This window comes from Paenibacillus melissococcoides (assembly GCA_944800085.1).
Taxonomy (GTDB): Bacteria; Bacillota; Bacilli; order Paenibacillales; family Paenibacillaceae; genus Paenibacillus_B; species Paenibacillus_B melissococcoides.
The window spans coordinates 27,397-50,163 of sequence record CALYLO010000008.1; the positions used below are offsets into that span (position 1 = coordinate 27,397).

At 46.7% G+C, this 22,767-nt stretch carries 16 protein-coding genes and 2 pseudogenes; 11 read left to right on the top strand and 7 right to left on the bottom strand.

What is annotated here, in order from left to right; genetic code table 11:
• The first annotated feature begins 9 nt into the window (after positions 1-9).
• The 4 genes from OCY70_RS24955 (at position 10) to OCY70_RS24970 (ending at position 5,022) form a co-directional block, all read left to right on the top strand.
• On the top strand, positions 10-2,850 hold the full coding sequence (locus tag OCY70_RS24955) for a phage late control D family protein (RefSeq protein ID WP_261945283.1): 2,841 nt from the start codon (positions 10-12) through the stop codon (positions 2,848-2,850).
• 16 nt (positions 2,851-2,866) lie between these two features.
• Complete coding sequence (locus tag OCY70_RS24960) at positions 2,867-3,577, top strand: SMI1/KNR4 family protein (RefSeq protein ID WP_213431397.1); 711 nt, start codon at positions 2,867-2,869, stop codon at positions 3,575-3,577.
• Between the two features lie 336 nt (positions 3,578-3,913).
• Positions 3,914-4,492: a YwqJ-related putative deaminase gene (locus OCY70_RS24965; protein ID WP_249725684.1), complete on the top strand. Its 579-nt coding sequence runs from the start codon at positions 3,914-3,916 to the stop codon at positions 4,490-4,492.
• A 5-nt stretch (positions 4,493-4,497) separates the two neighbouring features.
• Entirely contained in the window at positions 4,498-5,022 is a 525-nt protein-coding gene (locus tag OCY70_RS24970) for a hypothetical protein (protein ID WP_213431398.1), read from the top strand.
• Positions 5,023-5,190: 168 nt separating this feature from the next.
• On the opposite strand, the gene OCY70_RS24975 is transcribed toward OCY70_RS24970, so the two are convergent.
• Positions 5,191-5,954, bottom strand: a protein-coding gene (locus OCY70_RS24975; protein ID WP_390905211.1) for an IS5 family transposase whose coding sequence is annotated in 2 segments (ribosomal slippage) — positions 5,191-5,618 and positions 5,618-5,954 — 765 coding nt in all. Because the reading frame shifts where the segments join, the coding sequence is not laid out codon by codon here.
• Between the two features lie 340 nt (positions 5,955-6,294).
• Here OCY70_RS24975 and OCY70_RS24980 point away from each other — a divergent pair.
• The 4 genes and pseudogenes from OCY70_RS24980 to OCY70_RS24990 all read left to right on the top strand — a co-directional run bounded on the left by OCY70_RS24980 (position 6,295) and on the right by OCY70_RS24990 (position 10,095).
• Positions 6,295-7,499, top strand: a pseudogene (locus OCY70_RS24980) (IS256 family transposase).
• Between the two features lie 56 nt (positions 7,500-7,555).
• Positions 7,556-7,801: a hypothetical protein gene (locus tag OCY70_RS36275; RefSeq protein WP_373871508.1), complete on the top strand. Its 246-nt coding sequence runs from the start codon at positions 7,556-7,558 to the stop codon at positions 7,799-7,801.
• A gap of 76 nt (positions 7,802-7,877) precedes the next feature.
• Positions 7,878-8,303 carry a hypothetical protein gene (locus OCY70_RS24985; protein WP_213430257.1) on the top strand — a complete coding sequence of 142 codons (426 nt, stop codon included), beginning with the start codon at positions 7,878-7,880 and terminating at the stop codon, positions 8,301-8,303.
• Positions 8,304-8,919: 616 nt separating this feature from the next.
• Positions 8,920-10,095 (top strand): hypothetical protein, encoded by a 1,176-nt coding sequence (locus OCY70_RS24990; protein WP_261945282.1) that lies wholly within the window; start codon positions 8,920-8,922, stop codon positions 10,093-10,095.
• Between the two features lie 98 nt (positions 10,096-10,193).
• Here the strand turns inward: OCY70_RS24990 and OCY70_RS24995 are convergent.
• A pseudogene (locus tag OCY70_RS24995) lies at positions 10,194-11,750 on the bottom strand (IS1182 family transposase).
• 722 nt (positions 11,751-12,472) lie between these two features.
• On the opposite strand from OCY70_RS24995, the gene OCY70_RS25000 reads away from it, so the two are divergent.
• Positions 12,473-12,991: a DUF3231 family protein gene (locus OCY70_RS25000; RefSeq protein WP_213430255.1), complete on the top strand. Its 519-nt coding sequence runs from the start codon at positions 12,473-12,475 to the stop codon at positions 12,989-12,991.
• Between the two features lie 258 nt (positions 12,992-13,249).
• Here the strand turns inward: OCY70_RS25000 and OCY70_RS25005 are convergent, their stop codons facing one another.
• The 4 genes from OCY70_RS25005 to OCY70_RS25020 form a co-directional block, all read right to left on the bottom strand.
• Complete coding sequence (locus tag OCY70_RS25005) at positions 13,250-14,119, bottom strand: ComEC/Rec2 family competence protein (protein ID WP_213430254.1); 870 nt, start codon at positions 14,117-14,119, stop codon at positions 13,250-13,252.
• 298 nt (positions 14,120-14,417) lie between these two features.
• On the bottom strand, positions 14,418-16,037 hold the full coding sequence (locus OCY70_RS25010) for a methyl-accepting chemotaxis protein (RefSeq protein ID WP_261945281.1): 1,620 nt from the start codon (positions 16,035-16,037) through the stop codon (positions 14,418-14,420).
• A complete protein-coding gene (locus OCY70_RS25015; protein ID WP_261945280.1) occupies positions 15,976-16,467 on the bottom strand; it encodes a cell wall metabolism sensor histidine kinase WalK in 492 nt (163 codons plus the stop codon). The genes OCY70_RS25010 and OCY70_RS25015 overlap by 62 nt, the downstream gene beginning before the upstream one ends.
• 678 nt (positions 16,468-17,145) lie before the next feature.
• Positions 17,146-18,636 (bottom strand): peptide MFS transporter, encoded by a 1,491-nt coding sequence (locus OCY70_RS25020; RefSeq protein ID WP_213430252.1) that lies wholly within the window; start codon positions 18,634-18,636, stop codon positions 17,146-17,148.
• A gap of 783 nt (positions 18,637-19,419) precedes the next feature.
• On the opposite strand from OCY70_RS25020, the gene OCY70_RS25025 reads away from it, so the two are divergent.
• Entirely contained in the window at positions 19,420-20,091 is a 672-nt protein-coding gene (locus OCY70_RS25025) for an N-acetylmuramoyl-L-alanine amidase (RefSeq protein ID WP_213430251.1), read from the top strand.
• 269 nt (positions 20,092-20,360) lie between these two features.
• Entirely contained in the window at positions 20,361-21,581 is a 1,221-nt protein-coding gene (locus OCY70_RS25030) for an FAD-dependent oxidoreductase (RefSeq protein WP_249725488.1), read from the top strand.
• Here the strand turns inward: OCY70_RS25030 and OCY70_RS25035 are convergent.
• On the bottom strand, positions 21,578-22,765 hold the full coding sequence (locus tag OCY70_RS25035; protein ID WP_213430250.1) for a tyrosine-type recombinase/integrase: 1,188 nt from the start codon (positions 22,763-22,765) through the stop codon (positions 21,578-21,580). The genes OCY70_RS25030 and OCY70_RS25035 overlap by 4 nt on opposite strands.
• Positions 22,766-22,767 lie beyond the last annotated feature (2 nt).

A 22,767-nucleotide genomic window follows, 5' to 3' on the forward strand; every position in this document is an offset into this window, starting at 1 on the left:
AGGCTGACGATGATGAAAGGATTCGATCACATCCGGATTCAATCGCCGTACCGGCTGCAACGAATCGAGGATGTACGGCTGGCATGGAAGCCGAACGAGCACGGACGGCTTGTCGTCCGGGGCTATGTCGAGGACACCGACCATGTGAAAGCGGTCTTGAACGCTGCGGAGCACGACGAAATTCATTTGTACGAGAAAAATGGGCAAAGCGAGAGCGCGATTTTTAAAGGTTCGGTCAGCGACGTGCGCATCACCCATACGAACGGGGTCTATGCGATCCAGATAGAGGGAGCGTCAGGCAGCCATCTGATGGACTTGAAGCGCAAGCGCCGTTCCTTCCAGGATGCGGGGATGACCTATGCCCAGCTCGTGGAAGATATCATTCAGACGTATCCCGGTTCCGATGTCATCCCTTACGCGGGCGAAACGACGAGCATCGGGGAGCCGGTCTTCCAATACGACGAGACGGACTGGGAGCTGTTGACACGGCTCGCCAGCCATTTTCATGCCGTTCTCGTGTGTGATATAGTAGAGGCAAAACCAAGGTTTATGTTCGGCATGCCGGAGGGAAGGAGCTACGAGCTGCCCGGCGATCTCCCGTATATCGCCCGCCGGGACCTGGCGGCGTTTCAACGGGCGGGCGGCTACGAAGCCGGCCTGCATCCGGCGGATTTCTACCATTGCGAGATCGACAGCGGTGCGCGTTACGCGATCGGAGACGAGGTGATGTTCCGCAACAAGCGGCTGGTGGTCAGCGAGGTGTCGGCCCGGATGGACCGGGGACAGTTCGTCTATACCTATCGGCTGTCGCGGCGGGAGGGGATTCGTCAGGAGCGGCTGGTGAATCCGAGGCTGACCGGCCTGTCGCTGGAAGGCGAAGTGTTGGCCGTTCAGGGCGAACAGGTTCAGCTTCAGCTGGATATCGACAAGGAACAAGCCGCGTCCGCGGCGTATTGGTTTCCTTTCGCTCCGCCCACGGGCAACGCCATGTACTGCATGCCCAAGGTGGGGACGCATGCGACCTTGTACTTGCCCGACGCCACGGGAAGCGGCGCGGTGGTGACCGGGTGCGTGCGCAAGAACGGGGATAGCTGCGCCAAGACGGGAGACCCGAATATCCGCTACTTCGGCACGGAGCACGGCAGCGAGCTGGAACTGTCTCCGACCGCGATCAACGTCGTCAGCGGCAGCAAGGAACCGCTCAAGCTCAGCTTTGACGATGCGACGGGCGTCACGATGACAAGCCATCGGAAGCTGCTGCTGAATGCAAAAGACGATATTTCGCTGTTTACCCCGAAGCGGATTCGTATCCATGCACAAAGCCAGGTGCTCGTCAAGAAGCTTACCGCACTGAGCGGCTTCTCGATCGAGAACGAGTACCACTTGCTCGGGGAGCATGTCGAGGTGCTGGGTCGAGACCGGACGGAGTATGCGCCGTACGAGGATGAGCCGCAGGAGGGCGAAGCGCCGAAGTTCGATTGGGGCAAGCTGTGGGGCAATGTGTTGGCCGGATTAGCGGTGGTGGCGGTGGTCACGGTTGCCGCCGTGGCCACCGTGGCTACAGCGGGAGCCGGTGCTGTCGTGATCGCAGCCGTTGCTTCGACGGCGGCCATATCCGGTACGGCAGCCGTAGCCGGAAAAGCGATCTCGGACATCCGTCGGGGGGAAGTCAGCGACACTTCGGCTTATATGTGGGATGCGTTTCGAGATACGACGATAGGAGCCGTATCCGGCGCCATATTTGGTCCCTATGGCGGGATTTGGGCTTCCATGGGCGGCCGAATGACGTTTCAAGGAATGGTCGGGGCCGCAGAAAGCATCATGAGACAAGCGATGGACGGGGAAGAATTAAGCTGGAAAACGACGTTGTTGGATGCGGCGATAAGCTTTGGAACCGCAGGACTCCTTGATCCAAAGGTGCTCAAGCCGGTGGGCGGATTCATCAAGAAGCAGGTCGGCACTACGAGCCGATGGATCTCGGATAGTGTAGGCGACATTTCCCGAAAATTCAGCAAATATATGGATGGCCTTAGCGAGAACGGCCACTCGTTAGCCCGCATCTATGTAGAACACGAACAAAAAGGGCTGGCCGGACTCGCAAAGGAGCTCGGGGAAGCGTTACAGAAAGATCTGAGCCACCTTGGCAGCAATGCCAGAGAGCAACTGGAGAAGCTGAGAAATAGCTTGAGTCTTCCACGCGGATATCAACTTGCGGGTGTACCGCATATGGGGAATGAAGCGTCCTATCTCTTCAAGAACATGAGCAAGGAATTGAAGGAAAGCCTGGACGGGTTGAAGAGTAAGCTTGATAATGTAATGAAGAGCAGTTCGGGTGGTTCTGGTGGGAAGCCTCCGGGTTCTAAGGGGACGGTGGATGTTGGGACACCGCCTCGGTACGGGGATAGAAGAATTTCAGACACGTTATATAAAAAAATTAGAAGAAAGACACCTTCTAAAGAACTTCAAGACACAGTAAATGAAGGTGTTCAGTTACCAATGGACGATCCTGTACTTCGCGGGAAAAAAATTACAAGCAGGCTAGAGCCCGATCATATCGTATCATTAGATAATATCGCTCGTATGGAGAACTATGATAAACTAACTTTTGAACAACAAGTCAAAGTGGCGAATAATCGAGAAAATTTTATAGGTTTAAGTAGATCTGCAAATGGTTCTAAACAAAATAAAACATATGAACAATGGACACATTATAAGAAGGGCACACCAGATGAGATAGAAGTTGATCCTGTATTTAGAAAGAAAATGATGGAAAGAGAAAAAGAGATGGAGAAAATTTTACAGAAGCAAATTGATGATATGGCTAATCAAAATAGACAAAATGGTGGATAAAGAAAGGACTAACATTATGGAACAAAAGATAGAGTATTTAAAAAAATATACTATGATAAAAAACGGCTATGTAAGGCTTGTTCCAGACGATGAAATTGAACATATAGATTCACTGCCTCTTTTATGGTATAAAATTTTTAAACTAAAAGAGAAAAAAGAAAGAATTAATACTTTGTTAGACATATGGAGACAGCATGTCTCCATAGAATTAAGAAACACGATTTCTTATTTACATGATTATCTTGATAATGTTGAACTTATTGAGATAAACCAAAGGTATTCAATTTTATATACTATTAAAAATCGACTAGGTGAAACGTTTTATTATGAAGGTAGAGCGCCAGTAAAAGATTTTAATAATAGGGAATTGGAAGAATTTTGGGAACATACTCCGACAAAATTAAGAACATTTTATGAAAGTGTTCATAATGGGTTTTATTATTATGCAAGTGGAGCTATGGGATTGGTACCTCTAGAAAATGTTGCTTTTTTAGGTGATTCCGATCTTGACTGGGGGATTGTTGAAGATTTAGAGGAGCCCCTGCAGATTGATTTGGGGACTTCTTTTGGTTTCTTCTCCAATGGAATGGGGACCTATGTGGTAATTGATTATAAAAATTCTGAAAATGACAATGCTACGTTGTGGTCTGCAAAAGACCAACCTGAATACAACATTAACTTTTGGGATCTAGTAGACGAATGGATTGTTGTAGGTTTTGAAGCTTGACGTCTAATTGGATGAATTTTTTCAATCTCTATAAACCATATTACTGATCACGCCTCAGAATTTTTCACCTAAAGTAATGTTTTTTCTTAACATAGACAGGTTCATTATGGTTAGATAACAGACACCATGATTGACCTGTTTTTTGTTTGCCTTCGTTTTTTTAAATGAGTCGCAAATAGGCTGCTCCGGTTAATGAAGAGTACCGAGAAAACTTCTGGAATCCATTTGCAGAAAAGTTGACAGATATCACGTCTAGTGTGTCAAAAGAAAACTAAACAATTACTGTGGGAAGGTCATGTGATTCTATCCGGTTACCAACTTACGGATATACCGCATATGGGGAATGAAGCATCTGATGCCTTTCGAAACGCAGGCAATGGATTGAAGGAAAGCCTGGACGGATTGAAGAGTAAGCTTGATAATGTAATGAGGAGCAGTTCTGGTGGGGGGATGGGACATGCTAAGTTACCTTCCGAGGAAGAATTGCGTAATGCTGTTACTGAATGGTCAGGTATGCAGAAAAAGTTGGCTTCTTATATTTCAAAAAGAAAAATGGATCAGTTTAATACAGCAACTGTAATTTATGACGCAAGAACTGGGAAATATTATTATGGATTGAATAAAGGTGTAGATTTGAGTGGAGATGCCAAGAATCCGGTGTTATTTGGAACCAAAGACGAACCAGGACTATTACCAAAGGACTCTCTTAATGATTATAGGGTAGGGAATTGTGCGGAAGTAGATGCAGCGAATCAAGCTCTAAATGATGGTGCTTATTTAAGTGATTTATATTTTTATACAGTTAAAGTGACTCCAAATGAGTTTGGAGCAGCAAAAACGGCTTGTGAAAACTGTACATTTACTTTTCAAGGAAATGCAGCAGACGCACTAAGCGGATGGTTTAAAGGGGACTAGTAATCATGAACATGGAAAAATTTAAAAGTATTTCATTAAGAGGTAGGGTAGCATATGGAATTAGCTGTTTTGAAAACGCGCTAATAGCCTCAAAATATGACCTCAATGATTGGAAACTCGTGTTGAAGTATTTATGGGAGTTTACTAGCATACAATATTTGGATGATTGGAATGATGTTGTAGTTGAGTTAATTCCCAGTAATTTAATGGAATTCAAAACATACGAAGAGCATCAATTTGAGCGGTTAAGTAAAGATGAATTTTTATATTTGTATAACTTATATCAATATAGTGATGAAATAATTGATACCTTATTACGAAATATCTACGATCTTGGAATCAGTCATGTATATACAGTAATTGAAGGTTATGGTGAAAGTAGTTTAATGTCTTTGGAGAGACTTATCAATTTCATGATAGTTAACAACTTGCCGTTACCAGACATTGGGTCGTTCCTCAAATTTCATATAGAGGAAAATAAAGGTTGGGGAAACAAGTTTGATGGTACGATATTATCTAAAGTTTTGTAATAATGGGGTTTTATCCGCAATGAAGCCAATAAAGAGTCTTATGCAACCATTGAAACTGAAGTATTATTTCGAAGAGTGGGAACAGAGAACTGCTATATTTTTTGTGTCTGACGCAAAACGACAGCGAATGGAATGGGATAAATACGCGCTAGGGCGTGTATGCAAACCTTAAGCCAACCAGATCATGGAAGAGGCCAGCTTTAAGAAGGCAACAAAAGTACAGGCCAATTTATCGTACCGAGTTGCCAGCCGACGATTATGTTTGAGTTTGTTGAACAGGCATTCGACCAGATGACGCTCTTTATACAACCACCAGTCGGTTGTACGTTGGATCGTGCGATTCTTCTTACTGGGAATGACGGAATGGGCCAGTTTCTCTTCCAAAAGCGCAATGATTTTATCGGTATCGTATCCGCGATCCGCCAAAACATGTTTACCTTGTATGTCTTGGGTTTGCAGGATCTCATAACCCGTTACACAATCATTGATGTTGCCTGCGGTTACTTCGAAGCGTAGCGGATTGCCAAGGCCGTCTACAACGGCATGAATCTTGCTGGTTAATCCTCCGCGTGATCGTCCGATGGCTTGGAATTGCTGCCCCCTTTTGCCCCCGCGCCGTGTTGGTGAACACGAACGATGGAAGCATCGAGCATAACACTTTCGTCATCGGGATTGGCAGCCAGAACGTCTAGCATTCGATCAAAGATGCCTGCTTTCTCCCAGCGGCGGAAACGACTGTAGACACTGCTCCAGGAGCCATAATGCTCTGGCAAGTCTCGCCAAGGCGCACCAGAACGAATCACCCAAAGCATGGCATTGAACATTTTTCGGTTATCGATTGCCGGACGTCCACCCTGTGGTTTCCGTTCCGGTGGCAAGAGGTCTTTGAGTCGTTCCCATTGGTCATCTCGTATCTCATATCGTCTTCTCATAGGATAAGTTTACCAGATATTTGGCTATTTCGATAGTTTGCGTACACGCCCTAGGCTCGCGAAGATGTTAATTTTCTAGTTAAACAACACTGTTACATTATATTATAGACGGGTCGATTACGGTGAGATACCACCAAGATTGACCTGTTTTTGTTATGTTCGTTTTCTTGCAGATTCTCAAAAATGATTTGCATCTGTTATACAGCCGACCCCGATAGCGACAGTTGAGTCCGTATAATTGTGTAAAATAGCTTCTTCCAATAAATGAAGAGAGCCATGTTCAAACCCCTCAAGTAGAGTGTAGTTGCTGACACAACAAACTAATGGGGTGGATTTGAAAATGGCTCAATATCAGATTAACGTAGATTCGAATATTTTGCAGCAATTATTTATTGGAGATCGTAAAGATGCGGGTGTAGCCAAGCTGCTGGAATCCGTAGTGAATCAAGTCTTACAAGCGCAGGTGACCGAACAGTTGGATGCAGAACGTTATGAGCGAGCAGAGGAGCGCAAGGGATATCGGAATGGGACATACCCGCATAAGCTCACAACACGTGTAGGCACGCTTACGCTTCATATTCCACGTATCCGGGATGGCAAGTTCTCTACGAATTTATTTGCCCGATACCAACGAAGCGAGCAAGCTTTTGTTGGAGATGGTTGTCAATGGTGTCTCTACTCGCAAGGTGTCGCAGATTACCGAGGAACTGTGTGGCGCCGAATTCTCAAAGTCTACGGTGAGCGAGTTATGTAAGAAGCTTGATCCCATCGTACAAGCTTGGAGCCATCGTCCACTTGGTGACAGCCCGTTTCCATTTGTGCTAGTAGACGCCATGTACTTGAAGGTACGTGAAGACGGTCGTGTACGCTCTCGTGGACTGTTGATCGCAACAGGAGTCAATACCGGCGGAACACGAGAAGTGCTTGGGCACATGCTCGGCGATTCGGAATCGGAAGAGACGTGGGGGGGCCTTCTTCCAGGAACTGAAGCAGCGTGGGTTACGGGGCGTGGATTACATCGTTTCTGACCAGCATGGCGGGCTTGTGCGTGCGATCCGTCAGCATTTTCAGGGGGTTACATGGCAGCGATGCCAGACGCACTTTATTCGTAATGTGCTGGACGCAACACCGAAAAGTCTCAAGGAAGATGTGCACCGTGCCATCCGAGGCGTTTTAGATGCTCCGGACTTAGAGACAGCTCGGTTATTTCTGGATAAAACGTTAGAGACATACAGTGAGAAAGCGGAGCGAGCGATGCGTATACTGGAGCAAGGTTTCGACAATGCTACGGCGGTAATGTCGATTCCAGAGAAGCGTCTGCGTACGACAAACAGCCAAGAGCGTTTAAACGAGGAAGTACGGCGTCGTGAGCGTGTGATTCGTATCTTTCCAAACCGAGATTCTGCATACCGATTACTTGGTGCTTTGCTAATGGAGATAGATGAAAAGTGGAGCAATGGCCGAAAGTATCTGGATATGACGGATTATTTGGAATGGCGCAAAACACATGCTAAGACTTCTTCCAAGGTTGTACGGTTAAGCTAGAGCAACGAATTTTGCTTGAGGGAATTTACACATAATTTTGGACTTGACCAGAAGCAGTGGAATACGGTAAAAAACTGCATAAAGAGTATGACTATGGTCCTGGAGTTCAGAAAGAAAAGAGACTCCCTTCTGGTAAACGAATGGATGGTTACGATTCGAAAAATAAAACTATCTACGAACTGAAACCTGATAATTCTAGAGCAATAAAGAGAGGTACGAAACAGCTCGAAAGATATGTTGAAGAAGCGAATAAAGTATACGGATCAGGGCATAAGGGTGTACTAAAAACTTATCCTTGCTAAGAAGAAAATAATAAAGTGCACCAGTGGCATAAGGATGATTACTACTGGTGCATCTTTTCAAAGGGGGTAAACGAAATTGAGTGCAAAAACATATAATCAGTACAGCTTTGTTGGATGGATGACATTGGAGTTACCAACAACGTGGGAATATGAACAAGATGATGATGTTATTAATATATTCTCCTCTGTAAATCCTAAAGGTGCGTTACAGATTTCATTTTATAATGTTAATTTAGATATTAGTAGAGAAGAACTAGCGGAAGACTTTTTACAAAAATTTATTGATAAATATACAATAGATGTTGATGTAAATACGAAAATGATTTTAGAGAGAGACGATTATACAATCGCAGTTTGTGAAGGTTATTGCGATGATCGATTCATAAAAGTATGGTGCTTGGCTGAAAATAAGAGATTGTTGTTAATAACCTATAATAGCCAAAAAAAGAACAGAGAGGTTTCCACGGCTAGTGACATAGTTTATGGTATTAGATTTTTATGATATACAAACCTTGATTGGACTAAAACCTCTCAAGGTTTCTTTTTTGGTGTTAATGAATTCACGCTCTCATTTCGCGTTAAGTAAGAGCCGCAGGAATGCTCCCACGGGTCTTATCATGCAACAGGGAGTTGGCTCGGCCCCCAGCCCTGTACCCCTATTTTTCAGCAGACGATCCACAATAACAGAAAAAAGCCAACACCAATGTACCACACTTTTCCTTGACATCGTAGGCTTTACGGTAAAATTCATTTATCGTCGATCTCCCAGGGTTTTGCGCTAATGGGGGTCGACGACAACTTTTCGTGAGCGTTCATATAATAGTAATCTTAGGAGTTTTTCCTCTTTGCCGCTTACAGCAACATCAAATCAATGTGTCGAACCACTACAAAAGTCCATGGCCATTAGAATTTTTAGCGCCGAGTCCACATTATAGGTTAATTGAATTAGCTCCATAATATGAAATCTCCCAAATCCAATCCACCCCAACAGACCAAGCATTTCAGTATATTTGCAATGATTTATCACGATTCAGGCTGACTCATATTTTCCATATTTAGGTTTGAGTGTTACTGTAGAAAGGAATATAATGTAAGCTGATAAGATGCTTAAAAGGAGGATGGAAAAAATGAAGGTAATTTTTCAATCATGTAAGATTTCTATCATGTTATTACTGATTTCATTGCTATGCTTCCCTGCTCCTATTTTTGCCGGGACTCCGAACAACCCTTTGAACTTCTCCACTTCGTTGATTCCTTTTTCAAGCTCTGAAGTGGCCTATACGAAGGCGGGAGGACAAGTCTTCGTATCGAATGCCCCCGAAACCATTAACAAATCGAGTCATATCAATAAAGCGTTATATCAAGACACCCTGACAAGACGATTCCGCATATGGTCTTCCCATGTCAACGGCACAAAGAATGATTTGAAGTTTTGGATTTATATCCAAAATCCATCTGACACCCGATCGATAGATTTATACCGATCCACTGCATATGGTTCTACCATTAGTGACGGAAATAATATTTTTCAAGCGTCTAATAATGTAGCCCGGGCGTTTTTGAATGTCTTGCCTCCACAAGATCAATTTATTGCCACGTTGGCTCCTGGCGAGGGAGTTCCTTTGCCATACGCCTACCGTGTTTCACCTGGGGAGGCAATCGTTCACCTGTCCGAGTGGGTCGCACTGTATTCCGATGATGAAAGCGGAGCCGAGGTTAGCGTGTCGGATATCAATACGACGACATCCGTGACCAATCCGGGACCCTATGCTTTGACTGTCTCGGCAACTGATCCCGAATCTTCACTTGAAGGTGATTACCGGGGAGTGCTGGACCACTATGCAAGGTATGGCACGATCAATGTTTCCTTGCGTCAGGGAGAGTCGAAGTGGATGAAGCTTTCGGATTCTGGCGGCTATTCCGGGGAACAAGAAAATTTAACAAGCGTATGGACAACTTCTGGGACACCTTCAAGTAGGTTTGTCGTTCAATACAACGGGAACACTAGACAATCATACTGGTTCACCGAGTATCAAATCAGATTCAATCTTACGTCGCCCTCGAATGTTACTACTTATTTCGGAGCACCATTAAATGGAGTTGGCGGCTTTGTCAATTATCAATATGCGACGCCCAGCACTAATTATGGAAATACCGAAACCTATTCTTACCGCGGAGGAGGCCCGGGCACAGCCACCGGAGTCATCGTATCCAACGTGAAAGTATTTAACTTACGAACCTTGGTTAGCGCAGGGAATTCCTTGCCGCAAGGAATTTACTTCAGAGCTTCTTGAATCGGCTCCATCCTCAACTGACTGCCGGGGCCGTCCCATAAGTAGTTTTTACTACCTGTAGGATGGCAGCAAAATTCGAAAAAAGGTCGAGTTAGGGGTTACAATGATTCCCCTACTCGACCTTTTTGCTTCATCATTGCCCACTTGAGCAAATTGTGGGCAAGGGAAAGCCACCCGACCTCGAGGCTTACTTTCGACAGGCCTCGAAGCAGGAAGCGTCTGAATCCTCTGTTGTTTTTCATTTGCCCAAAGACACTTTCCGGTTCTATCATTCGTCGAACCGACAGGGCATATCCTTCTTCACTTCGCAGCTTCTCCCGCACTTGTTGCTTATAGCGGAGATACTTCATGCTTACTCGGATTTCCCGGTTCCCTTTTGCCTTTGTGCAGGCTGCTTTGAGGGGACAATTCGAGCAATCCTGGCTTTGGTAATGCCTAAGTTGAATTTCATATCCACTCTCGGTTTTTTGTTTACTCTCATACCGGAAAACGAGGCTTTGCCCACCGGGGCATGTCCATGTATCCGTCTGTTCATTGTATTCCCAATTATCTATCTTGCTGACATCTTGTTTCCATTTCTTAGATTTTTCTTGACGATACGTGTTGTATTTCACGATACCATCTACGTTTTCTTCCTCCAAATCAGCGTAGTTCTCTTCGCTTCCATAACCTGCGTCTGCGATAACCGTTCCAGGAAGTTTGCCCAGCGCGTTCTTCACTTTCTCTAAATGAGGTTTCATGCAACGGGTGTCCGTAGGCCGCTGATGCAAACTGTATCCGACCACAAACTGATTTTCGGTGCCAATTTGTACATTATAACCAGGCTTGAGCTGTCCATTTTTCATGTGGTCTTCTTTCATTCTCATAAAGGTAGCGTCCGGATCGGTTTTACTGTAGCTGTTCCGTTCGCCGAGCACTTCCTGATGATGTTCATATTTTTGCAAGCGAGGCAGGAGATCTTTACGCAACAGCCGAACTGCTTTTTTAAGTGGCTTGTTTTTGGGTTGCTTTTGCAGCTTTTGCTCTAGTTGCTCTACGGCTTTCTCCAACTTCTCGCTCGTGACCTACGATTCCCCAAGCTCTCGCAAATCTTGCCCTTGCAGCTCCTGCTCTTCCTGACGCTCCGCTTCTTTAATGCTTGCAAACAACGTCTTTATTTTGTCTTGCCATTTGGCTTTGTGCTTTACCACGGCTTTTCCCCAGACAAAGGTATACTTATTGGCATTGGCTTCGATTTTCGTCCCGTCTAAAAAGTAATGTTCCAGCTTAACGTAATTTTCCTCGACAAGGAAACCAAGAATTGACGTGAAAATCTGTTCGAGCACATCCTTCATCCGCTCGGACCGAAAGCGGTTGATGGTGCGAAAATCCGGGCGTTGTCTGGCTCCAAGCCACATGAATGGAATATTCTCACGCACCGCTTTGGCAATTTGACGAGAAGAATAGATACGCTGGGTATAAGCGTAGATAATGATTTTGGTGAGCATTTTAGGATGGTAGCTATGACGTCCGCCGCCTGGATAAGCGGAGGCAAAGATTTGATGATCCAGACGATCCACTGCTTGATTGATCATACGAACAAGGTGATTTGCAGGGATATCTTCTTCCAAGTCTATTGGCAGGCACAGTTGGTTCATGTTATATTGAATATACAAAGAAATCGTTCCTTTCGTATATGGTTGGTGGTACTTCCATTTTACTAAAGAACGATTTCTTTTTGTTTTACATTTTTGAGAAAAGGGGTGTCCCGAGTCAATGACTTGGGACACCCCCTTTTCTATAAGAAATCACATTTCAATAACATTTTTTTAGAGTATGATAACCTTCCGGACTAGCCCCCAATTCGATAACGCCAACTGGCCGCATTTGTCCATTCTCCGTATCAATGGCAGCAAGCCAGCTCAATTCGTCCTTCCGTTACCCCGTGTTCCATACGTCCCATATAAGACCAGTTGATTACCTTATGCCAAGCTGGAAGATCGACGGCTCACATAGGGGCTGTCTTTTCGCTTGCACACAATCCCTTCCATTCGTTTATTTCAGATGTCCAAAAATAATGCCTCACCGGCGCCTTCCATAAACGGAGTCTTCATCATGTGTTTGCTGATGGGCGATACGGCAGCATTCAAGATTTCCTTGCGTCGTATCAGGGGGAACCCTCGCAAGTCAACGCCGCGATAACTTAAGATATCGAAATACTACATCGAGGCCGTCATGACGCGATTCCAGGCGCTCCAGATCAATACATATGATCTCGCCATCCAGGATCGTTTCTAGAGCGGGTTGGTAAAAACTTATATGGATAATGCCCCCTTAGAAAGATAACCTTAACAACGACCAGAACGGCTGGTGAAAATTTGATTAGGAGATGTTATGAATGGGAATTTTAAGCGGAAACCCTAAAGATGAACCTCTGCATTATGGGGAAGTCTTTGCTGTGTGGGCCTTTTCGATGAAAGCGAAAGGATGCGTATCTGTATATCGGGCTTATCACTACCACGCAGGAGATGAGGATTTAAAAAATATATTAGGCGATTTGATTAATCAAGCAGAACTCGAAGAGAAGGAATGCGATGAAATTCTTATTAGCAATGGAATCGCTCCTAGTCCGAATCTTCCTGACCGGCCAGAAGCCAAACTTGAAGAAATTCCCGTTGGAGCGAGACTTACGGATCAAGAAATAACGTCTTTGATTGGAGCCGATTCTGCGGCCGGCATGGTTATGTGCAGCCAAATCATGGGGAAATCCATTCGTGAAGACATTGGTGCGTTGTTTGGTAAATATCATATAACGAAAGCGGCAATAGCTTTGAAAATTCTGGAGATGAGCAAAGAAAAAGGCTGGTTGGTACCACCGCCGCTGCATATAAAGAGACCAGAGGAAGCCGAAAAATAGCATAAGGTACTTGCGGAATCTCCGGCCGGACAACATTTCCTCGCTTTTGGCCGGGGGATGATTGCAGTGGTGATTGGTGGTACCGCAAAGCTTGATAGAGCAAGGCAGAAAGGCTCCCGCGCGGAGCCTCTCAGATTGTTGAAGACAAGTTGGGGAAATAAGGCTTGGCCGAGCCTGCTCCCTGTTGGGAAAAAGAGTATCACTCCAGCAAAAAGAAACCTTGAAAGGCACGAAGCCAAACCCCGGAGCGCTCCGGGGCTATTTGGTCGTTTTCCATGTTATTGTGGTGCCATCGCTGATTGCTGTTATTGTTCCTTGTTGGTCTGTCCGGAATATTTCAACGCCAGCCTTCTTGAGCCGGTTCACAATCGTTTTTTTAGGATGGCCGTACTTATTGTCTACGCCCGCGCTGATTACGGCATATGCCGGCTTGACGGCGTCCAGAAAGTCCTGCGACGTGGACGTGTCCGATCCGTGATGTCCCACCTTCAGCACATCGGCGCGCACTTTTTTCGGATGCTCCAGCATGTCCTTTTCGCTTCTGGTCTCAGCGTCGCCGGTAAAGAGGAAGGAAGTCTTGCCATAAGTGAGATGGAGAACCGCGCTCCAAGCATTCAGATCCTTGCCATACTCAGCCACGGGGGCAACAAACTTCGCTGTGACGCCTTCCAGCGGGATTTCGAGGCCTGCCTTGGCTGCCTTGATTTTGAGGCCCCGATTTTTGACGGACATCAGGAAATCCTTGTATGTATTAGTGGTGTGGCTCACTTTGGGCGCATAAACGCTTTTGGTTGGTATCGCATCAATCACCGTATCCAGACCGCCGATATGGTCGGCGTCCGGATGTGTTGCTATCACCACATCCAGCTGCGTGATGCCGAGACTTTCAAGGTATTCGACGACATCCTGCCCCTTGTGATTGTCCCCGCCGTCAATTAAGATATGCTGTCCTTTTGGAGTCTTAATCAGTGTAGAATCTCCTTGGCCGACGTCCAAATAGTACACTTGCAAGGTACCAGCCGACTGCTGAGGCTGCACCGTCTGGTTTATTGCCGGAATACCCGTTGAGCATCCCGCAAGGAGCAATACGAAAATAAGATGAATCGTGATGTATAAGTATTTCTTCATATTTCCCTCCCGTCTCATTGTAACACATAAGAATAAGCCGAAGAATCACATCGTTGAGCATATAGATAATAATGAGCCCTGGAAGCAGTCAGTAAAAGTCACTCCTTGCCGGATAAGGCATTGTGAATGAATGCAAACATTGGCGGAAAGCGAGGAAGGGGCGCATAATGCAATCGATCGCCCGCAAAGCTTGATATCGCAAGGTAAAAAGGCTCCGTCGGGAGCCTTTTTTGCTTGGAAAGTACGTATAGATGTCTGGAACAAGAGGTCTCATTACCTGCTCCGATTTATTTAGCCATTATATTTTGTAGCGGCTCATCATTTGGCTTAACGTCTGCGCCATTTGATTCAGCTGCTCCGCATTTTTCATCAAGGTGGCCATATCCAGCAATTGTTGATCCGTGAACTTCACGAGTGTCGTGGCATGCTCCGCGTTCTTCTCGGCGATGTGCGCGATTTCGTTAACGGACGCAAGCACTTCTTCGGAGCCGGCGGACATTTCTTCCGTCACGGCTGACGTGTCTTGAATTCGGCCTGCCATATCGGTAATTTCCGATAAGATGCGCTGAATCAGTTTTACTGAGTTTTCTAATTTGTAAATACCATCGGCAACGCTGTCCCGAACGTTATCCATCGACTCGACAGCCTTGGAGGCATCATTCTTCGCTTCATCGATCAGGTCGGCGATTTCGCGCGCGGAGTCCGCCGAGCGTTCCGCCAGCTTCCTTACCTCATGGGCAACGACGGCAAAGCCTTGACCATGCTCGCCGGCGCGGGCGGCTTCAATGGACGCATTCAGGGCAAGCAGGTTCGTCTGCGATGCGATGTCGGTGATGGCATCGACGATAACGGCCATCTGTTCCGAGCGCTCGCCCAGATTTTGAACCAAAACTCCCGAATTGCGCACGGATTCATCAATCGTATTCATCTGTCGTACCGCTTCCTGCAGCAGCATGTTGCCATTCTTCGCCTGCTCGGACGTATCCATCGACGTCTCGGATATACTGGTTGTGCTCTCCGCGATGCGCTGAATGCCGATGGCCATCTCTTCCATCGCCTTGGAGCCTTCTTCCGTGCCCCGCATCTGCGTCTCAGCGCCGCTTGCGACAATCTTAACGACAGATCCGACTTCTTGAATATGTTCCGTGCTCGCTGCCGTGTGGGCGGACAGCTCCTCGGAAGAGGCTGCCAATGTAGTTGCGGCGCCGCGTATTTCTGCAACCAGATGGCGAATCGAGGATTGCATCGTCTGCAGCGATTGTCCTAACACGCCGATTTCATCCTTTTTCTCTTGGATATAAGCAGGGACTTCGCCCGTGAAATCGCCTGCGCTAATCGCCTTCAGATTGGTGACGACAATCTGAAGCGGCTTCGTAATGTTTGATGCAAGCGCCAGCGCCAGCAGCACGGCCAAGATAGCGCATATTGAGCTGGTAATGAGATTGATCTGCCCGATTTTGTTGGCTTCTTGAGTCAATTCGCTTTTTTCAACGACAGATAGGTATTTCCAACCCGTTTGCTGTGACGTATATAAATTGGTCATGTAGCTTGTGCCATCCATCTGTATCTCGAAATGATCCGAAGTTTTTTCTTTGATGTCGGCAAATTCCGGTACGCCGATATCAGCAATATTTTTAGATATTAGCTCCGGGTTGCGCGGGTGGGCCAGAATCGTTCCGTCATGGGAGAGCAGAATGACATATCCTGTCGTCTTGATCTGGATGCTGTCGAGCTGCTCTGCCAGTTTGCTCAGGCTTATGTTGAGTCCGATTACGCCCAGCGGCTTGTTGCCGCCGTCGTTGACGACGGCTACGCTGGTCATTTTCAAAGCGCCGGTAACCGCACTTGCGTATGGTTCAGACACAATCGCTTGATCGGGACTCGCTAGCCCATCGCCAAGGGCGGTTGCGCGGGTCATATTGGGCAGCCACTTCTTCTTCAGGCCAGTGCACGTAACCGCCGTCAGCAGTGCCCAAAAACACGGAAGACGTGTTTGGATGCGTTTTGGCAAAACGCTCTAATTCTTTATAAATTTCAGCTTCAATGCCGCCGTTCTTCGAAGGTGTTGCCTCCGTGCTTTGCGGCTGGCTCATATATGAAGTGATGGTGTCATCGGCTTTGTTGACGAGCGGGCTGGCAGCCAAGAGCTGCACATTCTCTTTTACCGTGTCGAAATAAAGAGACATTCGGCCGTCCACCTGTGCGACTTCATTCGTGGTTGATGTCACGAAATTATCGGTTATTTCCTTTACCATGCTATTGTGCACAATCACGCCAATGATAGATATAGGAATGAGAATCGTCACTAAAAAGGCCAGCATCAGTTTCAGCTTAATGCTTCTTAACATAGAGCCCCTCCTCTAGGGTGTTTGCAGTTATGAACTTCCAATAAAAATTCGACAACAAACAGTAAAATCCGATTTGAGTATTTATCGTCCAAAAAGAGGGGCTTTTTAATACAAAGGTCGGATATAAGCAGGTTTTCAGACAGAAATGTATTCCTATTTTTGCGAGGAGCTTAGGTCTCTAGTCGTCAGTGCTAGAGTCATTGCAGGGCTGCAAGGGGGAGTGAATCGCAGAGGGTCCATATATAGATATGTAGCGTGAAGGGGGAGTTGAGGCAAGTTCGCCCAAACGGATGTGAGGCGTTACTTCTCAATCAGGGAGCGGACTTTCCATGTTGAAAGAGGGGGGGATGGCAACATGAGGACCTGTTACATTTGTGCTCTTGTTCATGTTATCGCTCCTGTCTCATAGAGGCATTATCTTCTCCCGAAAATAACAGCATGCGATAAATGTTCAGGTTGAAGAAGTATCAAAAAGGTGGTAGACTTATCACAGAATCGTCAAATTCATTAGTTCGTCATATTTGGGACACATTGAGTCTGACTGTTCGAATACGAGCACGCCCAAGACCGCCAGAATACGACACTTTCTGACGGCCATGAGCTGCGAGTACATATCGAGTACATATGTTATGCATTACTAAGGACAAGGAATCAGGCTGTCTGACGACAGGAATCTGCTTATTTGATGCCTTTCATATAGCTTTGAATCTTCGGGGACAGCAAGTAGAGAAGAATACTCAGCACGATGGCTGCCCCTCCAATAACACCGAAGTAAAGCATCTCGGTTTCCGGGGTATAGAACTTTACGATTTGGGCGTTAATGGCTTGAGCTGCGGCATTAGACAAGAACCATAGGCTCATGGTCTGGGCCGTGAAGGCAGCGGGCGCGAGCTTCGTAGTAGCCGAGAGGCCCACCGGCGACAAGCACAGCTCTCCGAGTACGACGACGAAATAGCTGAGCACGAGCCACAATGGATTGACGAGCGAAGCGGGTCCGCCGAAGTAAGCCGGCAGCAGAATGATCAAAAAGGACAAGCCTGCAAACAATAAGCCCAGTGAGAACTTTTGGGGTATGGTCGGTTGGCGATTTCCGAGCTTCACCCATAACCAAGCGAATACAGGAGCCAGTATGATAATAAAGAGCGGATTCAGGGACTGGAACCAGGCGGGTGAAAGATGGATGCCTGCGAATTCCAGTTGGGTACGCTTGTCTGCATAGTTGGCAAGAATGGTAGACCCTTGCTCCTGAATTGCCCAGAACATAATCGAAGCAATGAACAAAGGAATGTACGCAATCACTCGCGAACGCTCGACGGGCGTTGTTTTAGGACTGCGGTACATAACAACAAAGTACAGGGTGGGAATCAGGATGCCTAGAATCCCAACCAGCTTGATAAACGTATCGAAGGTTAGAACACCGAAAGCAATCGTAACCGCGATCAAGGCGCCCAAAACAACGACACCCACGCCCAAAATAGTAAAGACCTTTTTCTTCTCGGCGGGTGAGAGCGGGTTGACGACAATCGTGCCGGCAAGACCCAGATACTTGGATCGGGTTGCTACATAGACAGCCAATCCGAGGAACATTCCGATCGCAGCAAGACCGAAGCCAAGGTGGAAATTATTCATCCCGACGGTTCCTACAACTAAAGGAGATAAGAACCCTCCAAGGTTAATCCCCATATAAAAAATGCTAAAGCCCGCATCTCGGCGGTTATCCTGTTCGCTGTAAATTTCCCCTACTAAACTGGATGCATTGGGTTTCAATAGGCCCGTACCTAACACAATCAAGATCATGGATATAAAGAATAGCGAAGCATTCCCCGGTACGGCCAGCACGATATGACCGAGCATAATCAAGATACCGCCATAAAAAACGGCTCTCGACGTACCCAAAATCCGGTCAGCCATCCAACCACCGATTATCCCGGACATATACACGAGTGATCCGTAGATGGACATAATGGCGAGCGCGGTGTTCTCCGGAAACCCGAGTCCGCCCCGCGACACTTCATAGTACATAAAGAATACAAGAATTGCCCTCATTCCATAATAGGAAAATCGCTCCCAGAACTCGGTGAAAAAGAGGGTAAACAAGCCTTTCGGATGCCCGAAAAATCCCTTTTGTGGAACACTCTCTATAATCTTCTTTCTGTCATTACCCGGCATAGCAACTCTCCTTTAATAAAATAATCCTTTAACGTAATGAAGCCTCATATTTTTTTATTATAATACCCTAAATAGTATGACTGCAATCATTTTGAAATGACAATATAAGACAATTAATCATTTACATTGTCTGTGCATACTTGTGCGCCGCCGGCATTGCATTGTGGTACGTTCGGAAAAGAGAGAAGAGAGACGCGGCACAACGCCAGCTTTTTCCGGGGGGTGTCTCACAGGCACTGCAAAATGATGGAGATGACGAGGTAACAGAGAATGTGGATGCGGGAAAAACGGCGGCGCGCAAACCGGTGAAAGATGGATGAAGCAGTGAAATGCTGCGTGGATGCATCAATTTCTGCTCTATAAGCCGCTATTTGAGGAAATTCCTGCAAAAGTACATGATGTTCATCGATTTTATCTTTTATCGATTGGATAGTCAGAAATTGATGCCGTTTTGCAGGATTCCCTGTAGCGGAGTACACGTCATAAAGGAAAGCTGCAGTTTTGCAGTTTTCGGCGAGTCGAGCTTTGAGAATCAGGGGGGGCTGTCTCACTGTAGTGAAATACTACTTTTGGGACAACCCCTTTTCGCTATGTTTGCAACCATTCCAATAAAAAACAATCTTTTGGCGCGGGACATATGCAATCGGCGCATTCTATCTTGTCATCATAGAATTTACTATGGAAGATAGAAGCTGAACATCGTAGCGATGAAGTCACTCTTTCTATCGCAATCGGATTTGTTTTCTTCCAGATCAAATTTTTTCTGAAGAGAGCTGATGAAAAGTGACTATCGAAATCAAGCAGCGATTGCTTCCCGACGGGCGGCCGAACAAGCCGAGCCGGCCGATGAAGCCGCAATATATTACCGTTCACAATACCGATAATACCGCTCCCGGGGCTACGGCCGAAGCGCACAGCCGTTATATTTTGAACGGGAGCGGCGGCACGCAGACAAGCTGGCACTACACGGTAGATGACCGTGAGATTTACCAGAGTCTGCGGGATGACGAGCAGGGCTGGCATGCGGGCGACGGCAACGGCCCCGGAAATGCGTCGTCTATCGGCATCGAGGTCTGCATGTATCAGGGAATGGACGAGCCGTTGGCATGGCAGCGGGCCGCGGAGCTGATCGCTCTGCTGGCCAAGCGGCACGGCATCGGGCTGAACGCTATCGTACCGCACCGCCACTGGAGCGGGAAGGCGTGCCCGTCCCGGATACTCCCGCGGTGGCAGGAGTTTATGCAATTGGTAGAAAAGGCGATGAAAGGGCCAGATAAACCGATCCCGCCCGACATCATAGGCCACTGGGCGGAAGCGTCGATCAGAGCGGTAATCGAGGCCGGAATTATGGTGGGCCGCGAGTCCGGAAACTTCGAACCGAATCAGCCGATCACCCGCGCCGAGGTGGCTGTGGTCGCTGAACGGTTATTGAGACATATTGCAAATAACCCATGAGAAATTAGGCTGGCACAATCTTTTTGGCAGGCCTATCCATGATGATAGTCAATGAGGCAATGCCCATCGCAGATGACCGGAGCGTAAGCTTCGGTAATTTTTTTGCCTTTTATGCGCTAAATCATAGATGTAACATACTCGGAAAATGATAAACATAATTTTCGGATATATAGAAAATTATTTTCCTGAAAGCATTTACAATGAGGTTTTTGTCTGGTAGGCTATGGGTAAGCAGCAATCATACATCAATCAGAAGGAGCGATGACGGCATGGGGAACAGGCTGAAGTATGATGTGGTGATCATGGGCGGCGGCATATCGGGAGCGATGGCTGCCGTTGCGGCATCCAGCTTGGGGGCGAAGACGCTGATTGTAGAGTCGCACGGCTTTCTCGGCGGGACGCTTACCGCGAATGGGGTAGGTCCGATGATGACCTTCCATGCGGGAGAGAAGCTTGCCATCCAAGGGTTTACGGACCAGTTGATTGAACGGCTGAAGAAGCAGGGCAAGTCGCCGGGGCATATTTTCGATACGGTCGGCTTCACGTACTCGGTCACGCCGTTCGATGCCGAAGCGATGAAGCATGAACTGGAGCTGATGGTCACCGAGAGCGGCGGGGAGATTCTGTACCATACGATGCTGGCCGGCGTGAAGACCGAGGGCGGACGAATCGTCAGCATCACGGTATGCAATAAATCGGGTCTGAGCGATATCGAGGCGTCCGTGTTCATCGACGGAACGGGCGACGGCGATTTGTCCGTCGGCGCGGGAGCCGAGTTCACCAAGGGCAGGGAATCCGACGGGGCGATGCAGCCGATGACGTTGAAGATGAAGATGTACAACGTCGATATTTCGAAGGTAAAGCAATATATTCACGCCCATCCGGAAGACTTTCCGCTGTATCAGGGCGACACGTCCATCATCGAGAAGGCGCCGCGCTTGTCGGTAGGCGGGTTCGACAGCCTGTTCAAGCTGGCGAAGGAGAGGGGGGAGATCTCGATCCCGCGGGAAAATGTGCTGTTTTTCGAAACGAATAACCCGGGCGAGGTCATCCTGAATACGACCCGGATTATCGGTCACGATCCGACGGATGCGTTCAGTCTGAGCAAAGCGGAGATGGAAGGCCGCAAGCAGTGCCGCGAGCTGGAGCTGTTCGTGCGCAAGTACATTCCGGGCTTCGAGCATGCGGTCGTGGAATCGACCGGACCGAATATCGGCGTTCGGGGATCGCGCCAGATTAAGGGCGTATATACGCTGACGGCGGAGGATCTGCTGGAGCAGCGGATGTTCGAGGATACGATCGCGCATTCCGGCTATCCGATCGATATCCATAGTCCGGACGGCGAAGGAACGAAGCATCAGAAGCTGGAATGGGGCGGCATGTACAGCATGATGTATACAGAAGGTCGAAAAACCCTGATATATCAAGGAAAAGGACTCCTGAGAAGAGTCTTTTTCAAGAAAAAAATCACATTTCAATCACATTTTTAGCGAATAATATCCTCCATGTAATTTTTCAGTTTCTCGTCTGCTGTCTTTTTCATTTTCTCGGTCACATGAGTGTAGATCTGCATAGTGGTTTTCATGTCTTTATGCCCCACTCGATCCATAATAGTTTTCAGATCTACTCCGGCCTCAGCTAGCATGCTTATGTGAGTATGACGTAACGTATGTGGAGTTACCTTTTTTGTAATTGATGTTTTCTTCAAAATTCTCTTAACGCGTACATTTATTTTTTTTATAACATACGGATACCCATTAGGATTTGCAATTACAAAGTTACCATGGTAGTCATTTTTGTTCAACGCTCGCATCTTGGTTTGCTGTGCTTTATGATTTCGCAGCATATCTACTAAAATAGTGTCAATGCTTACCCGTCTTACAGATGTGGTGGTCTTTGGTGTTAGAATATCGTAATTTTTCATGTTGTTATTTGGATTGAAAATAGTCTTGGTTATTTTAATTTCATTCTGGTCGAAATTTACGTCATCCCATTTTAAAGCACAGAGTTCTCCCACGCGTATCCCAGTAAAAGCGAGAATATATAATGCCGCTTTGTCGTTAGTAAGCCCGTGTTCTGATACTATATTAAGAAATTCTTTTAGCTCATGCTTCTCCAGATATTTTTGAGCAATTGGATCGGTGTTCTTTTCCAACTCTTCTACAGTAACTCGTTTCTTTGGTAACTTCGCTGACTTGGTTGGTGATTTTGTTATCACTCCCCAGATTACGGCCTGCTCGAATATCATAGACGCAGTAACATGGATTCCCTCTATAGTAGATTCCGCCAGACTTTCTTCGGTGTGCAGGCTGTTCAAAATATTTTGGTACATTTTTGGGGTTATCTTACTGACTGTCATTTTAGCTAAATATTTATTTAAATTCTTGATTTGCTTGGATCGAAGGTGCACTGTACTTTTTTTTACGCCAGTAACTTTGTAAGCATTCAGCCACTCCTTAGCAAGCTTTTCGAAAGTAATTTTTTCTTTGGTCTGATGGACAAGCCCGTGTTCTGATAGCTTATTGATTGCATCTTCAACACGCTTCATTGCTTCTTTTTTCGTGGTACCGCGCCGCGAAACCTGATTCCTTTTCCCGGTCAGTGGATCGGCCGGGCCATCGGTGACGCAGACCCACTTTTTCCCCTTCTTTGTTGCGACTTGAGTGCAATACATAT

Bases quoted from the DNA above. Each gene is read 5' to 3' on its own strand.
- OCY70_RS24955 (WP_261945283.1), top strand. From the start codon at position 10: ATGATGAAAGGATTCGATCACATCCGGATTCAATCGCCGTACCGGCTG.
- OCY70_RS24960 (WP_213431397.1), top strand. From the start codon at position 2,867: ATGGAACAAAAGATAGAGTATTTAAAAAAATATACTATGATAAAAAAC.
- OCY70_RS24965 (WP_249725684.1), top strand. From the start codon at position 3,914: ATGGGGAATGAAGCATCTGATGCCTTTCGAAACGCAGGCAATGGATTG.
- OCY70_RS24970 (WP_213431398.1), top strand. From the start codon at position 4,498: ATGAACATGGAAAAATTTAAAAGTATTTCATTAAGAGGTAGGGTAGCA.
- OCY70_RS24990 (WP_261945282.1), top strand. From the start codon at position 8,920: ATGGAAAAAATGAAGGTAATTTTTCAATCATGTAAGATTTCTATCATG.
- OCY70_RS25000 (WP_213430255.1), top strand. From the start codon at position 12,473: ATGGGAATTTTAAGCGGAAACCCTAAAGATGAACCTCTGCATTATGGG.
- OCY70_RS25005 (WP_213430254.1), bottom strand. From the start codon at position 14,119: ATGAAGAAATACTTATACATCACGATTCATCTTATTTTCGTATTGCTC.
- OCY70_RS25010 (WP_261945281.1), bottom strand. From the start codon at position 16,037: ATGACCCGCGCAACCGCCCTTGGCGATGGGCTAGCGAGTCCCGATCAA.
- OCY70_RS25015 (WP_261945280.1), bottom strand. From the start codon at position 16,467: ATGTTAAGAAGCATTAAGCTGAAACTGATGCTGGCCTTTTTAGTGACG.
- OCY70_RS25020 (WP_213430252.1), bottom strand. From the start codon at position 18,636: ATGCCGGGTAATGACAGAAAGAAGATTATAGAGAGTGTTCCACAAAAG.
- OCY70_RS25030 (WP_249725488.1), top strand. From the start codon at position 20,361: ATGGGGAACAGGCTGAAGTATGATGTGGTGATCATGGGCGGCGGCATA.
- OCY70_RS25035 (WP_213430250.1), bottom strand. From the start codon at position 22,765: ATGTATTGCACTCAAGTCGCAACAAAGAAGGGGAAAAAGTGGGTCTGC.